Below are 13,035 nucleotides of genomic sequence, written 5' to 3'. Positions count from 1 at the left end.
CACGCAGGTCAACGACAAGAGGAGACGACCATGACGATGTGGGGAACCGTGGCTTGGTTCGAGATCGCGACCGCCGACCCGGACGCCGCCCAGACCTTCTACGGTGAGGTGTTCGGCTGGCGCGCGGTCAAGGACGAAAAGGGCGCCGCGGCGGGAATGGACTACAGGCTGATCACCGCCGCGGGCGCGACCGCCCCCACGGGAGGCATCATGGCGACGGACGGCGCCATGCCGGGGCACGCGGTGTTCACGGTCGCGGTGCGGGACGTCGCCCAGACGTGCGCGACGGTCGAACGACTGGGCGGCACGGTGGTCGCCCGGCATGAGGCGTCGGAGTCGGGCCCGGCCAACGCCTACGTCCGCGACCCGGCGGGCAACCTCTTCGGCCTCTTCACTCCCCCGGGTGGCGCGGCGTAGCCGCGGCTCCTGACGGTCTCGCCCCGCCCGTCGATCGGCTGACAACAGACATGTCAGATTGTAAATGGCGATGTTCTGTGAATGTTCAGGCCGATCTTGATGCAGATCTGTTCCGGCACCGGGGACGATTTCGCCGCATCGTTGGACTTCGGCATGTCTCCTCACGGACAAAGGCAGAGCTCATGGTCAAGCGAGCCGTCGCGATCGTCGCCCCCTCCCTCGCCACATTAATCGGATTAACATTTCCCGCACAGGCGGTGACATTGCAGCAAAAGCTTTCCGCACTCTCCACCTTCAGCCAGCCCACCTCCGCGAGCGCCGGCAGCTGGCGGGCCGCCTGGCAGAACCAGGGCGCCTGGGCCGACTACGGTTTCGACTGGTCGACCGACCTGTGCTCCACCAGCCCCGACCAGCCGCTCGGCTTCGACTTCCGGATGCCGTGCCGCCGCCACGACTTCGGCTACCGCAACTACAAGGCCGTGGGCCAGTTCCCGGCGAACAAGGCGCGTGTCGACGACGCGTTCTACTTCGACATGAAGCAGGTCTGCGCGGGCTACTCCACCGTGCCCCGCAACACCTGCAACGGCGTCGCCTGGACCTACTACCAGGCGGTCAAGCAATTCGGCGCCCTCAACGTCACCGAGGCGCAGATCGAACGAGTGCGCCAGGCGAGCGAGCAGGCACTGCAGCCCGCCGACGCGTGAATCGGAAATACGCCTCTGAAAATTAACAGATAATTCCAGAATGGCGGCTCTAGTAATGGGTTCGTCCGATGTTGCCGTCGGCCCCCGTTCGGTGGCCGATCGGGTAGGTCTCGCCGCGGTCGACGTAGCGGATGCGGTCGGCCAGGCCCGCCTCGTCCATGCGGTCGTGGAAGTCCTCTAGCGACGAGGTGAAGACGTCGTAGTCGTCGTAGTGGATCGGCAGCACCTCGCGCGGGTCGATCAGCCTGACCCACTCGGTGCCCTGTTCGGCGTCCATGGTGACCAGCATCATGCCGAGGATCCTCGTGCCGCCCAGGTGGACGATGGCCAGGTCGATGTCCGGGAAGCGGGTGGCGATCTGGCCGAGCCTCGGGTCGAGCAGGGTGTCCCCGCTGATGTGGATGCGCAGGTCGACCCGGTCGTCGGGGCCGGAGAACTCCAGCATGCTGCCCATGACCGGCGGCAGCAGGTACTGCGCCGGGCCGGGCGCGTGCCGGGCGGGCAGGGCGGTGACCGTGAGCGAGTGGTCGCCCTTGCGCAGCTCGTGGTCGCGCCAGGCGCGCAGGCCGCGCGCGTTGCCGAAGCCCTCGCGGTGCAGGCGGCGGGCGGCGTGTCCCGTGGTGAGGATCGGCAGGTCCTTGTCCAGGCCGTCGCTCGCCACGTGGTCCCAGTGGTCGCCGTGCATGTGTGAGAGGACGACCGCGTCCAGCGGCGGCAACTCCGCGATGTCGATCGCGGGGTCGCGCAGCCGCCGGGTGGTCAGGCCGTAGCCCAGGTGGGCGCGTTCGCCTCGGTGCAGGAAGTTGGGGTCGGTCAGGATGGTGAAGCCGTCGTGGCTGATCAGCGTGGTGGCGTTCCCGATGAACCGGACCCCCGATGCGCCGTCCATGAGCTCACGTCCGGTTTCCGGCCAGTGACGGCCGGGACAGGCCCAGGCCGAGGGCGATCATGACGACGCCCAGAGCCAGGTGCAGCCAGTTGTCGGCCGTGTTGAGCGGGACGAAGTTGGCGCCGCTCGCGCGGTCGATCAGCAGACCGTACAGGAACAGGAGCAGATAGATCACCCCGCCGCCGACGAGGAAGGCGCGGGAGGCGTTCCAGGTCCGGTAGGCCGCCAGGCCCCAGACGCCGAACAGCAGGTGGACGATGTTGTGCAGGACCGACACCTGGAAGACGCCGAGCAGCATCGCCTGCGAGTGGTGGCCGGCGAACTGCATCGTGTCGTAGTTGGTGGTGATGCCGGGAATGAAGCCGAGGATCCCCACCAGCAGGAACACCACGCCGAGTATCAACGCGGCCTGTCGGAGCGGGGACGTGGTCCGGGATGGCGTATGAGTCCTCATGAGCTCTCCTGTGGACAGACAGGAAGTGCTCGGCAGCGCGACTGTTGTGCTGACAACCCGCCATACCCGGCTGAACCCATCGCAAACGACGCGTTAGCACCCAGGAGACCCCGGGTAGCTTCGCAACGGGCCGAACAATGCGCCCCCTTCATCGGCTGGACCGGCGGAGCCGGAGCCGATTCATGAGCGATCACCGAAAGGTGCTTCCGTTTTGGAGCTCCACCTGAACATGGAGCTGGAACACCTGCGCCTGGCGGCGGAGCTGGTCAGACGCCGTGAAGTCGGGACACGAGTACCGCACCCGGTGCCCAGCCTGCGCGTGGACCGCTGAACCCGGCGGTCCCCAGTGGAGGAAGGAGAAGGAGATGGCGGCGAAACCGAATCCGATCCAGTTGCAGAAGGACCTGTCGGGTGTCGACTATCCGGCCCGGCGCGGCGATCTGGTCGACGCGGCCCGCTCCCATGGAGCCGACGACACGACCGTCAAGGCGCTGCAGTCCATTCCCGATCGGGAGTACGACGGGCCCAACGCGGTGAGCAAGGCCGTGAGCGAGGGCTGACCTCAGGTCCGGGGGAGCGGCGATGACAGTCGACGACGCGCGGGTGACGGTGGTCGTGGTCACCCGTGACCGTCGTGCCGAACTGGAGCGCTCGCTCCCCCACCACGGTTCGCCCGTCATCGTGGTCGACAACGGCTCGACCGACGGCAGCGCCGCCATGATCCGGGCCCGCTTCCCGCACCATCGGCTCGTCGAAGCGGGCGAGAACCTCGGCGCCGGCGCCCGCAACATCGGGGTGCGGCTCGCCACCACGCCCTACGTCGCCTTCGCCGACGACGACTCGTGGTGGGAGCCGGGCGCGCTGACGCGGGGCGCCGACCTCATGGACGCCTCTCCGCGCCTGGCCGTGCTCGCGGCCCGGGTGCTGGTCGGGTCCGGCGAGGTCGTCGACCCGGTCTGCGCGGAGATGGCCCGGTCACCGCTGCCGCGCGCACCCGATCTTCCGGGCCCCAGCGTTCTGGGGTTCCTCGCGTGCGGCGCGATGGTGCGGCGGAACGCGTTCCTGGCCGCCGACGGCTTCGACGACGTGATCTTCTTCATGGGCGAGGAGGAGCGGCTCGCCCTGGACCTCGCCGCGGCCGGCTGGGGGTTGTCCTACGTCGAGGAGGTGGTGGCCCACCACCACCCCTCTCCGGTCCGCGACCCCCTCCGGCGGCAGATCCTCGTGGGCCGCAACGCCCTGCTCACCGCCGTGCTGCGGCGGCCCTGGGCGGTCGTGGCCCGCGCCGCCCTGACGATGGCGCACACGGGCCCGGCGGGGTGGCGGGGGCTGGGCGAGGCCGTCACGCGGCTGCCGCGCGCCCTGGCCCGGCGCCGCACCCTGCCCTCGCGGGTGGAGACGGCCCGCCGGTCCCTGGACGCCCTCGATCCGCACAAGAGACATGACAGGTGAGGCGACTGACATGCGCAATCGAATGACGACCGGCCGGATCGCCGACCCGTGGGGAGCCCGCACCCCCTACGGTCCGGGCGAACCGTGGCCGGTGCGGGTCGACTGTCACCTGGCCGACGGGCTGGAACCCGGCGACGTCGACTTCTGGGTGCCGAGCGCCGCGGTCCTGCACAGCAACGGCGACGGCCTGGAGATCGCGGTCAAGGACGGCCGCATCGCCGGGGTCCGGGGCCGGGCCGGCGACCGGGTCAACCACGGCCGGGTCGATCCGAAGGACCTGTTCGGCTGGCAGGCCAACAACTCCCCCGACCGCCTCACCAGGCCGCTGGTCAGGGAGAACGGCCGTCTGGTCGAGGCGAGCTGGGACACCGCGCTGGGCCGGGTGACCGGCCGGGTGCGGGAGCTGCTCGACGAGCAGGGGCCGAGCGCGCTCGCCTTCTACACGAGCGGCCAGCTCTTCCTGGAGGAGTACTACACCCTCGGCCTGATCGCCCACGGCGGCCTGGGCACCAACCACGTCGACGGCAACACCCGCCTGTGTACCGCGACCGCGGCGGCGGCCCTGAAGGAGTCGTTCGGCTGCGACGGCCAGCCGGGCAGTTACGCCGACATCGACCACGCCGACGTCATCTGCCTCTACGGCCACAACATGGCCGCCACCCAGACCGTCACGTGGAGCCGCATCCTCGACCGGCTGGCCGGGCCCCGTCCCCCGGCCGTGATCTGCGTCGATCCCCGGACGACGCCCGTCGCCGAGGCCGCGACCCTCCACCTGGCCAACCGGCCGGGCAGCAACGTGGCCCTGATGAACGGCCTGCTGCACGAGATCATCGAGAACGGGTGGATCGACCAGGCCTACATCGACGCCCACACGGTCGGCTTCGACGAGCTGCGGCGCGTGGTCTCCGACTACCCGCTGGAGAAGGCCGCGCTGATCTGCGAGGTGCCCGAAGACGACCTGCGCCGGGCCGCCGAGCTGATCGGCACCGCCGAGCGGCTGCTGTCGACCGTGCTGCAGGGCTTCTACCAGGCCAACCAGGCCACCGCCGCGGCGGTGCAGGTCAACAACGTCCATTTGGTGCGCGGCATGCTCGGCCGGCCCGGTTGCGGCGTGCTCCAGATGAACGGCCAGCCGACTGCGCAGAACAACCGCGAGTGCGGCGCCGACGGCGACCTGCCCGGCTTCCGGAACTGGTCGAACCCCGCGCACGTCGCCGACCTGGCGCGGATCTGGAACATCGAACCGCTGGACATCCCGAGCTACTCGCCGCCGACCCACGCCATGCAGATCTTCCGCTACGCGGAGGAGGGCTCGATCAGGTTCCTGTACGTCATCGGCACCAACCCCGCCGTCTCGCTGCCGGAGCTGCGCCGCATCCGGGAGATCCTTTCCAGGGAGGACCTGTTCCTGGTCGTCCAGGACCTCTTCCCGACCGAGACCACCGACCTGGCCGACGTGGTGCTCCCGGCCGCCGCCTGGGGCGAGAAGACCGGCGCCTTCACCAACACCGACCGGACCGTCCACCTGTCGGAGCAGGCCGTCGAGCCTCCCGGGGTGGCCCGATCGGACCTGGACATCCTGGTCGAGTTCGCCGCCCGGCTCGACCTGACCGACCGTGACGGCGCGCCCCTGGTCAAGTGGCACGACCCCGAGGGCGCGTTCGAGGCCTGGAAGGAGTGCTCCCGGGGCCGCCCGTGCGACTACAGCGGGCTGACGTACGAGAGGCTCCGCGCGGGCGGCGTGCAGTGGCCCTGCACCGACGAGCGGCCCGACGGCACGGAGCGGCTCTACGCGGGCGGCGAGTTCCCGGCCGATCCCGACTACTGCGAGACCTACGGCCGCGACCTGATCACCGGCGCCCCGTTCGAGGCCACCGACTACCGCGCGCTGAACCCCGAGGGCAGGGCGGTCATCCGGGCGGCCGAGTACGTCGCCCCGCACGAGTCGCCCGGCGACGACTTCCCGTTCTGGTTGACCACCGGCCGCTCGCTCTACCAGTTCCACACGCACCAAGACCGGCCGGACGCCCGAACTCCAGGCGGCCGCCCCGGAGGTCTGGGCGGAGTTGTCCGCCGCCGACGCCGAGTGGCTCGGCCACCGGGAGCCCTCGGTGCTGCTGCTGGCCGACTTCCGTTATCTCTACCGGCTGGCGGCCGGGGTGTCGGCCGACTGGGAGCTGCTGGCCCAGGCCGCCCAGGGCGCGCGGCGGGCCGATCTGCTGTCGCTCGCCCAGCGGTGCCACCCGGACACGCTCCGCCAGCTCCGCTGGGCCAACGCCCGGCTGAAGGACTCGGCGACCCAGGCGCTGGTGAGCTGAGGCCTCACCGGCGGCCGGTGGTGGCGATGCCCTGGAGGAAGTAGCGCTGCCCGAAGAAGAAGACCACGATCAGCGGCAGCGTGGTCACCACGCTTGCCGCTAGCACGATCTCCCATTTCGGGTCGCCGCCCTGGTAGAACTGGTCGACCACGGCCTTCAACCCGCGCGGCAGGGTGAACAGCTCGGCGTCCTGGAGGTAGATCAGCGGCTTCATCAGGTCGAACCAGCTCGCCTTGAGCTCGAAGATGAACGCGATGATCAGCGCCGGGCGCGACAGCGGCACCGCGATCTTCCAGAACAGCCCCAAGTATGACGCCCCGTCGACCCGCGCCGCCTCGAAGACGTAGCGGGGCAGGCCGAGCATGAACTGGCGGAGCAGGAAGATGTAGAAGGCCGAGCCGAACAGGTTGCCCGCCCACAGCGGCACCTGCGTGCCGGTCAGCCCGACGGAGTTCCAGATCAGGTACGTCGGCACCAGCGTCACCGCCGCCGGGAGCATCATCGTGCCGAGCACGCTCGCGAACATGACCCCCCGGCCGGGGAACCGGAAGTAGGCGAACCCGAAGGCCACGAACGCGCTCGACACCGTCACCGCCAGGGCCGCCGCGACGCCGACGACGACCGAGTTGAGCAGCCACGTCAGCATGGGCGCGGCGTCCCACACATCGGCGTAGCTCTGCGGGCGGAACGGGATCGGCAGTTGCCCGGAGAAGGTGAGGTCGCGCGGGCGCAGCGAGGCGAAGACCAGCCAGACGAACGGGTAGAGGAAGATCGCCGAGGCCGCGCCCAGGAGCATCAGGGGGAAGATCCGGCGGGCGGTCATTCGTAGTGCACCAGACGGTCACCGACCTTGATCTGAATGAACGTGATCACGGCGATCACGGCGAACAGCAACCAGGCCAGCGCGGAGGCGTAGCCCATGTGGAGGTACTGGAAGCCCTGCTGGAACAGGTAGACGACGTAGAACAGGGCGGCGTCCCCGGTGGTCTGCTGGGCCTGCGAGGTGCCGAAGTACATCGTGTAGACCTGGTCGAACATCTGCAGCGCGGCGATCGTGTCGACGATCACCACGAAGAACAGCGCGGCACTGATCATCGGCAGGGTGATGTGCCGGAACCGCTGCCAACTGCCCGCGCCGTCGATCATGGCGGCCTCGGTCAGCTCACGCGGCACGTTGCGCAGCGCCGCGAACAACACGATCGTGCTCGCGCCCAGGTTCCACAGCGACATGATCACGATGCCGGGCAACATCCAGTCGGGATCGCTCGTCCACTGCGGGCCCTCGATCCCGAACACGCCCAGCACCTCGTTGAGCAGCCCGGCCTGGCCGTTCAGCAGGAACAGGAACAGCACCCCGACCGCCACGGTGGGGGTCATCGACGGCAGGTAGAAGACCGTGCGGAACACCCCGGCGGCCCGGCCGGTGACCTGGTTGAGCAGCAGCGCCAGCCCGAGCGCGAGCACGCAGGCCAGCGGCACGTGGATCACGGTGTAGAGCAGCGTGTTCTCGATGGCGCGGGCCACCCTCGGGTCGGCGGCCAGGGCGGCGTAGTTGTCGAGCCCGACGAACTCGGGTGCCCCGATGAGGTCGTAGTCGGTGAACGAGAGCACCGCGCTGGCGATCATCGGCCCGGCCTGGAACAGCACCAGCCCGATGATCCAGGGCAGCAGGAACGTGTACGCCCACCGCGTCTCCCCCGTCCTCACGGGCCCAGCGCCTTGACCGCCTCGGCCTGCGCCTGACGGAGCGAGTCGGCGGCCGGCTGGGCGCCCTGGAGGACCCGGGTCGCCGCCTGCTGGTAGGCGGTGGTGAACTCGGCCGCGGCCCGCGACGGCGGGACGGTGAAACCGGCCTGCTGCACCGAGCGGATCACCGTGACGGCGTCGTCGTAGGCGCGGCGGCCCGACGGCTTGACGATCTCCCTGAAGATCACGTCGTCGGCCTTCATGTTCCCCGTGTACGTGCCGATGTTGACCTTGCCCTCGGCCGACCGTTTGGCCTGGCGGGCCCGGGCCGCCGCGATCCACGTCTCGGTGGAGGTCATCTCCTTCATCCACACGCAGGCCGCTTCGGGGTTCTTGGCCCCCTTGGGCACCGCCCAGGCGTTGCCGCCGACGCTGTTGACCGGCTGGCCGTCGCGGCCCAGGAACGGCAGGACGGTGATCTCCGCGTCGGGGTCGACGCCCGCCATGGCCGCCACGACGAACTGCTCGGTGAGCAGCATGCCGAGCTGGTCCTTGGCGAAGGGGTTGCCCGCGCCGAAGTAGTCGAAGGTGTCGGCGAAGGCCTTCACCCGCTTCCAGCCGCCCTGGTCTGCGATCAGCTTCGCGGCGTACTCCAGTGCCTCGGCGACCTTCGGGTCGTCGAGGTGGGGCGTCGTGCCGTCGGCGCTGAGCAGGTCGGCGCCGTTGGCCTTGGCCCAGAGAGGGAGGAACTCGGGCAGCTTGGGGTGGAGGCCGAGCCGTTCGATGGTGCCGCCGGACGTCTTGGTCATCTTCGCGGCCAGGTCGGCCAGGGCGTCCCAGTCGCTGGTGTCGATCTTCGCCGGGTCGACGCCGGCGTCCTTCGCCGCCTTGTCGTTCACGACCAGGACGACGGAGTTGTAGAACTCGGGGATGCCGTACCACTGGCCCTGGAGCTGGACCTGGGCGGCCGCCGCCGGGTAGTAGTCGCCGGTCGGGATGGCCTGTTCGCCGATGCAGCCGCCGATGGGCTGGAGGGCGCCCCGGGCGGCGTACCCGCCGATCTTCTCGCGGGGCAGGTAGACCACGTCGGCCGGGTTGCCGGAGGCGACCGACGACAGGAACGCCTGCTCGTCGAACTGCCCCTGGTTGATCGTCACCGGGATGTCGGGGTGGGCCTTCTTGAAGGCGTCCACACGGGTGGTCGCGATCTCGTCGGGCAGGCCGAACCCCATGGTGGTGAAGCCGGAGGTGGACGACCCCACCCCACCACAGGCGGAGATCGCGACCAGCAGGAGAACGGCCAGTCGCTTCATGCGCCCCGCACTACCCGGGATTCGATCCGTTAGCGGTTTTCGAAGGGGGGCACGGCGAATAAAGGGGGTTCCGAATCCAAGGGAGCAGATCATGAAGGCAGTCACCTGGCACGGCAAGCGCGACGTCCGCGTCGACGAGGTCCCCGACCCGGCGATCAAGGAGCCGAACGACGCGATCATCAAGGTCACCTCGACTGCGATCTGCGGCTCCGACCTGCACCTGTACGAACTGTTCGGCCCGTTCATCGAGGAGGGCGACATCCTGGGCCACGAGCCCATGGGCGTCGTCGAGGAGGTCGGCCCCGAGGTCACCCACATCGAACCGGGCGACCGCGTGGTGATCCCGTTCAACATCTCCTGCGGCCACTGCCACACCTGCGACCAGCGGCTGTACGCCCAGTGCGAGACCACCCAGGTCCGCGAGCAGGGCAAGGGCGCCGCCCTGTTCGGCTACACCAAGCTCTACGGCCAGGTCCCCGGCGGCCAGGCCGAGTATCTGCGGGTGCCGCAGGCCCAGTTCGGCCCGATCAAGGTGCCCGAGGGCCCGCCCGACGAGCGGTTCCTCTTCCTCTCGGACGTGCTGCCCACGGCCTGGCAGGCGGTCGCCTTCGCCGACGTGCCCGAGGGCGGTTCGGTGGCGGTGCTCGGCCTCGGCCCGATCGGCCAGATGTGCGCCCGCATCGCCCGCCACCTCGGCCATCGTGTGATCGGCGTCGACGGCGTGCCCGAGCGGCTGGAGATGGCCCGCCGCCACGGCGTCGAGACCGTCGACGCCTCCGAGGCCGGCAACGTGCAGGCACGGATCCTCGACATGACGGGCGGGCGCGGCGCCGACTCGGTGATCGACGCGGTCGGCATGGAGGCGCACGGCTCGCCCGTGGCCAAGGCCGCCCAGACCATGACCACCCTCCTGCCCGGCAAGCTCGCCGCCCCGCTCATGTCGACGGCCGGCGTCGACCGCCTGAGCGCGCTCTACACCGCCTTCGACGCGGTCCGCCGCGGCGGCACCGTCTCGATCTCCGGCGTGTACGCCGGCATGAGCGACCCGATGCCCATGCTCAAGCTGTTCGACAAGGGCATCACGCTGCGCATGGGCCAGGCTCACGTCAAACGCTGGATCGACGACCTGATGCCCCTGGTCACCGACGAGTCCGACCCGCTCGGTGTCATGGACCTGACCACCCACAGGCTCCCGCTGGAACAGGCGCCGCAGGCGTACGAGACGTTCCAGAAGAAGCGCGACGGGGCGATCAAGATCGTGCTTTCTCCGGGTCGTGCCCCCAGTTCATGAGCGAGTAGCGCCACGGCGTGCCGCTGACGTCGCCGCTCGGGCGCTGGGCCAGGTGGCGGCGGACGTAGCCGGTCACCTTGCGCATGTGCGCCCGGTCGGCGTCGGTGAGCTCGCCCTTGCGCTTGCGCAGGATCGCGACGATCTTGCGGCCCGACTCGTGGCCGGTCGACTCGCCGCCGCCGGTCTTCTGGCCGACGCTCTTGGACTCGTCGGTGCCGAGCCACTTCTCCAGTTCGGCGGCCGTCATGTTGACGGCTCCGTCGAAGTCCTCATCACCCGTCGTCATCGAGCGCCTCCGGCTTGTGTACGGCGGTCCGCCCGCTCTTGTCGCTGCGCACGCGGTACTGCGGCTCGTCCGGCGAGGCGTCGACCGTGCGGCCCGACTCCTCGGTCCGCTTGGTGATCTTCTTCTCGACCTTGCCGTGGACGGTCTGACCGTGGCTCTTCCACGTGACTTCGTCACCTTTGGATGGTTCGTCCTTTTTAGTCATGTGTGCGCCCTACCCCGCCCTCTGTGATCAACGCAGGTTTGCGGGCGTTTTGCGGGGGTATGCGGCGTTTACCAGCACACCAGGACGCTGATGGTCGTCTGACCCGGGACCAGAGATGAACCTCCGGCTCAGCGTACGAAAACGCGACGCCGCGATCGTCGTCCACGTGGGCGGCGACATCGACATAACATCGATCTTCGACCTCTACGACTTCCTCCTGCTGATGGTGGAGGGCCGCAGTCGCCTGAGGGTGAACCTCGCCGACGTCGACTTCATGGACTCGACCGGCATCTTCGGCCTGATGCGCGCCCGCGCGACCGTCCGCGACCGGGGCCACGACCTCGTCTTCGAGAAACCCAGCGAACGGGTCGCCCATGTCCTCGACGTCATCGGGTTGTCACTCGACGCCGTCTGACAGTTTCCCGGCGTTGTCGGGGAAGAGGATCGGCCGCCACTGCAGGGTCGAGCGGATCAGATCGTTGGTGACGTGGTCCATGAAGCGGGCCACCGACTCCAGCCGTTGCCCCGCCGGAGTGTCCCGCCCCATCACCTCGACCCCTTGGCGCGCCGCCACGACGACGCGGTCGTTCGCGCGGGCGCTGGCCAGCATCGACTGATACCAGAGGTCGAGGTCGACGACGTAGCGCTCGCGGCGGTCGTCCCGACGTTCACGCCGGACGAGGGCCCGGCCTTCCAGGAAGGCGATGGACTTGGACACGGAGGCCGGGCTGACCTGGAGCCGGCGGACCAGTTCGGCCGCTGTCATCCCGCCGCTGTCGCTGACGTAGAGGCAGGCCAGGATGCGCGACATCATGCGCGGCAGCCCCGACTCGACGAACGAGGTCGTGAACGCCTCCTCGAAGTCGCGGACGGCCTCGGGATCACGCCCGTAGGCGTCGGGCGCCGCCGCCGGAGCGCCGGCGGGTGACCGCCTGCGGCGGTGGGCGCGGCGTTCGGTGGCCCGGTGGGCCATCTCGGCACGGTAGGCGGTCGGCCCGCCGTTGCGCATGACCTCACGGGTGACGGTCGACGTGGGCCGGCCCAACCCCCGGGCGATCTCTGCGTAGGCCAGCCCGTCGGCGAGCCCTGCGGCGATCTGCTGACGCTCCTGCTGACTGAGTCTTCCTCCGGGCATCCGGCCCGCCCCTTCCCTCGACCGCATCCGCCGTTGCCGATTATGACCTTCACACCAGGTCATTGCAACACGAGATGGCGTCGCATTGCATTCAGGCACAGAACCATTGCAATGATTTCAGCACTGTGACATGCGTAGATGCTCATTTTATGCAACGAGCCAGTTGAAGGATACGCGAACGCAACTTAGCCTTTCCAATGTCAGAAACACAGCGAACGCCCACGGAGCACACCATGCAGAAGTTCGACACCCCCCAGGCCGTCACCGCCCAGATCACCGTCCCGATGGGTCTCGTCCGGATCGTCGCCGGCGACCGCGCCGACACCGTCGTGAACGTCCGGCCGAGCAACCCCGGCGGCGCGGTCGACGCCAAGGCGGCCGAGCAGACCACCGTCGCGTTCACCGGCGGTGTCCTGGAGGTCAGGGCGCCCGATGGTCCCAAGTTCGGCAGGAGCGGCTCGGTCGAGGTGACCGTCGAGCTGCCCGCCGGGTCGGCGATCGAGGGCAGCGGCATGGCCACCGACTTCCGGACCGAGGGCCGCCTCGCCGGCGGCCGGATCCAGACCGCCAAGGGCGACATCTCCCTCGGCACCGTCGACGGGCCCGTCATCGCCGACACCGCCCAAGGCGACATCCGCGTCGCCGAGGCCGTCAGCGGCCTGCTCGACCTGAAGACCAGCGCCGGGACGATCGAGGTCGGCGTCGCGGCGGGCGTCTCGGCGGGGCTCGAGGCGACCACGGGTCACGGCACCCTGCGCGACCTCCGGCAGAAGTTCGACGGGAACCTCACGGTCGACATCCGGGCGGTCACGTCGTACGGCGACATCGTCGTCCGCGGCAACTGAACCGCTCAGGACCCCGGGCTGCCCGAACCGAGGCCACGGG

Annotated in this window: 15 protein-coding genes and 2 pseudogenes; 8 read left to right on the top strand and 9 right to left on the bottom strand. The window is 69.5% G+C overall.

Going from position 1 to position 13,035, the window contains the following annotated elements; genetic code table 11:
* The first annotated feature begins 30 nt into the window (after positions 1–30).
* Positions 31–417 (top strand): VOC family protein, encoded by a 387-nt coding sequence (locus tag GT755_RS19500; protein WP_161481086.1) that lies wholly within the window; start codon positions 31–33, stop codon positions 415–417.
* A gap of 257 nt (positions 418–674) precedes the next feature.
* Positions 675–1,121, top strand: a complete 447-nt coding sequence (locus GT755_RS19495) for a phospholipase (RefSeq protein WP_328794417.1) — start codon at positions 675–677, stop codon at positions 1,119–1,121.
* 49 nt (positions 1,122–1,170) lie between these two features.
* Here GT755_RS19495 and GT755_RS19490 read toward each other — a convergent pair whose 3' ends face one another.
* A complete protein-coding gene (locus GT755_RS19490) occupies positions 1,171–2,010 on the bottom strand; it encodes an MBL fold metallo-hydrolase (RefSeq protein ID WP_161481084.1) in 840 nt (279 codons plus the stop codon).
* Positions 2,011–2,014: 4 nt separating this feature from the next.
* A complete protein-coding gene (locus tag GT755_RS19485) occupies positions 2,015–2,464 on the bottom strand; it encodes a DUF4383 domain-containing protein (protein WP_161481083.1) in 450 nt (149 codons plus the stop codon).
* Positions 2,465–2,829: 365 nt separating this feature from the next.
* Between GT755_RS19485 and GT755_RS19480 the strand changes: the two genes are divergently transcribed.
* The 3 genes from GT755_RS19480 to GT755_RS19470 are packed head-to-tail and all read left to right on the top strand — an operon-like array spanning position 2,830 to position 6,278.
* Positions 2,830–3,024 carry a DUF2795 domain-containing protein gene (locus tag GT755_RS19480; RefSeq protein WP_030455020.1) on the top strand — a complete coding sequence of 65 codons (195 nt, stop codon included), beginning with the start codon at positions 2,830–2,832 and terminating at the stop codon, positions 3,022–3,024.
* Between the two features lie 22 nt (positions 3,025–3,046).
* Entirely contained in the window at positions 3,047–3,916 is an 870-nt protein-coding gene (locus GT755_RS19475) for a glycosyltransferase family 2 protein (RefSeq protein ID WP_161481082.1), read from the top strand.
* Positions 3,917–3,926: 10 nt separating this feature from the next.
* A complete protein-coding gene (locus tag GT755_RS19470) occupies positions 3,927–6,278 on the top strand; it encodes a molybdopterin-dependent oxidoreductase (RefSeq protein ID WP_235966859.1) in 2,352 nt (783 codons plus the stop codon).
* Here the strand turns inward: GT755_RS19470 and GT755_RS19465 are convergent.
* The 3 genes from GT755_RS19465 to GT755_RS19455 are packed head-to-tail and all read right to left on the bottom strand — an operon-like array spanning position 6,239 to position 9,233.
* Positions 6,239–7,057 (bottom strand): carbohydrate ABC transporter permease, encoded by an 819-nt coding sequence (locus GT755_RS19465; RefSeq protein ID WP_161481081.1) that lies wholly within the window; start codon positions 7,055–7,057, stop codon positions 6,239–6,241. The two genes, GT755_RS19470 and GT755_RS19465, sit on opposite strands and share 40 nt — an antisense overlap.
* Complete coding sequence (locus GT755_RS19460; RefSeq protein WP_202610209.1) at positions 7,054–7,941, bottom strand: carbohydrate ABC transporter permease; 888 nt, start codon at positions 7,939–7,941, stop codon at positions 7,054–7,056. Before GT755_RS19460 ends, GT755_RS19465 begins: the two co-directional genes overlap by 4 nt.
* Positions 7,938–9,233 carry an ABC transporter substrate-binding protein gene (locus tag GT755_RS19455; RefSeq protein ID WP_161481080.1) on the bottom strand — a complete coding sequence of 432 codons (1,296 nt, stop codon included), beginning with the start codon at positions 9,231–9,233 and terminating at the stop codon, positions 7,938–7,940. Before GT755_RS19455 ends, GT755_RS19460 begins: the two co-directional genes overlap by 4 nt.
* 91 nt (positions 9,234–9,324) lie before the next feature.
* Between GT755_RS19455 and GT755_RS19450 the strand changes: the two genes are divergently transcribed.
* On the top strand, positions 9,325–10,524 hold the full coding sequence (locus tag GT755_RS19450; protein WP_161481079.1) for a zinc-dependent alcohol dehydrogenase: 1,200 nt from the start codon (positions 9,325–9,327) through the stop codon (positions 10,522–10,524).
* On the opposite strand, the gene GT755_RS19445 is transcribed toward GT755_RS19450, so the two are convergent.
* Both GT755_RS19445 and GT755_RS19440 read right to left on the bottom strand, forming a co-directional pair.
* A complete protein-coding gene (locus tag GT755_RS19445; RefSeq protein WP_161481078.1) occupies positions 10,484–10,810 on the bottom strand; it encodes a DUF3140 domain-containing protein in 327 nt (108 codons plus the stop codon). The two genes, GT755_RS19450 and GT755_RS19445, sit on opposite strands and share 41 nt — an antisense overlap.
* Positions 10,797–11,015, bottom strand: a complete 219-nt coding sequence (locus GT755_RS19440) for a hypervirulence associated TUDOR domain-containing protein (RefSeq protein WP_030455011.1) — start codon at positions 11,013–11,015, stop codon at positions 10,797–10,799. Before GT755_RS19440 ends, GT755_RS19445 begins: the two co-directional genes overlap by 14 nt.
* A gap of 115 nt (positions 11,016–11,130) precedes the next feature.
* Here GT755_RS19440 and GT755_RS19435 point away from each other — a divergent pair, with 115 nt between their 5' ends.
* Positions 11,131–11,430 (top strand): STAS domain-containing protein, encoded by a 300-nt coding sequence (locus GT755_RS19435; RefSeq protein WP_161481077.1) that lies wholly within the window; start codon positions 11,131–11,133, stop codon positions 11,428–11,430.
* On the opposite strand, the pseudogene GT755_RS41590 reads toward GT755_RS19435, so the two are convergent.
* Positions 11,413–11,832: pseudogene (locus GT755_RS41590) on the bottom strand (MarR family transcriptional regulator); the annotation flags it as partial. The gene GT755_RS19435 and the pseudogene GT755_RS41590 overlap by 18 nt on opposite strands.
* Before the next feature lie 120 nt (positions 11,833–11,952).
* Positions 11,953–12,150 (bottom strand): annotated as a pseudogene (locus GT755_RS41585) (helix-turn-helix domain-containing protein); the annotation flags it as partial.
* A gap of 233 nt (positions 12,151–12,383) precedes the next feature.
* Here GT755_RS41585 and GT755_RS19425 point away from each other — a divergent pair.
* Positions 12,384–12,995 (top strand): DUF4097 family beta strand repeat-containing protein, encoded by a 612-nt coding sequence (locus GT755_RS19425; RefSeq protein WP_161481075.1) that lies wholly within the window; start codon positions 12,384–12,386, stop codon positions 12,993–12,995.
* Positions 12,996–13,035: the final 40 nt, after the last annotated feature.

The organism is Herbidospora solisilvae, from assembly GCF_009901565.1.
GTDB lineage: Bacteria > Actinomycetota > Actinomycetes > Streptosporangiales > Streptosporangiaceae > Herbidospora > Herbidospora solisilvae.
Note: the sequence above shows the minus strand (reverse complement) of the source record. Positions and strands in the feature narration are given on the sequence as shown.

Bases quoted from the DNA above. Each gene is read 5' to 3' on its own strand.
- GT755_RS19500 (WP_161481086.1), top strand. From the start codon at position 31: ATGACGATGTGGGGAACCGTGGCTTGGTTCGAGATCGCGACCGCCGAC.
- GT755_RS19490 (WP_161481084.1), bottom strand. From the start codon at position 2,010: ATGGACGGCGCATCGGGGGTCCGGTTCATCGGGAACGCCACCACGCTG.
- GT755_RS19485 (WP_161481083.1), bottom strand. From the start codon at position 2,464: ATGAGGACTCATACGCCATCCCGGACCACGTCCCCGCTCCGACAGGCC.
- GT755_RS19480 (WP_030455020.1), top strand. From the start codon at position 2,830: ATGGCGGCGAAACCGAATCCGATCCAGTTGCAGAAGGACCTGTCGGGT.
- GT755_RS19475 (WP_161481082.1), top strand. From the start codon at position 3,047: ATGACAGTCGACGACGCGCGGGTGACGGTGGTCGTGGTCACCCGTGAC.
- GT755_RS19470 (WP_235966859.1), top strand. From the start codon at position 3,927: ATGCGCAATCGAATGACGACCGGCCGGATCGCCGACCCGTGGGGAGCC.
- GT755_RS19465 (WP_161481081.1), bottom strand. From the start codon at position 7,057: ATGACCGCCCGCCGGATCTTCCCCCTGATGCTCCTGGGCGCGGCCTCG.
- GT755_RS19455 (WP_161481080.1), bottom strand. From the start codon at position 9,233: ATGAAGCGACTGGCCGTTCTCCTGCTGGTCGCGATCTCCGCCTGTGGT.
- GT755_RS19450 (WP_161481079.1), top strand. From the start codon at position 9,325: ATGAAGGCAGTCACCTGGCACGGCAAGCGCGACGTCCGCGTCGACGAG.
- GT755_RS19445 (WP_161481078.1), bottom strand. From the start codon at position 10,810: ATGACGACGGGTGATGAGGACTTCGACGGAGCCGTCAACATGACGGCC.
- GT755_RS19440 (WP_030455011.1), bottom strand. From the start codon at position 11,015: ATGACTAAAAAGGACGAACCATCCAAAGGTGACGAAGTCACGTGGAAG.
- GT755_RS19435 (WP_161481077.1), top strand. From the start codon at position 11,131: ATGAACCTCCGGCTCAGCGTACGAAAACGCGACGCCGCGATCGTCGTC.
- GT755_RS19425 (WP_161481075.1), top strand. From the start codon at position 12,384: ATGCAGAAGTTCGACACCCCCCAGGCCGTCACCGCCCAGATCACCGTC.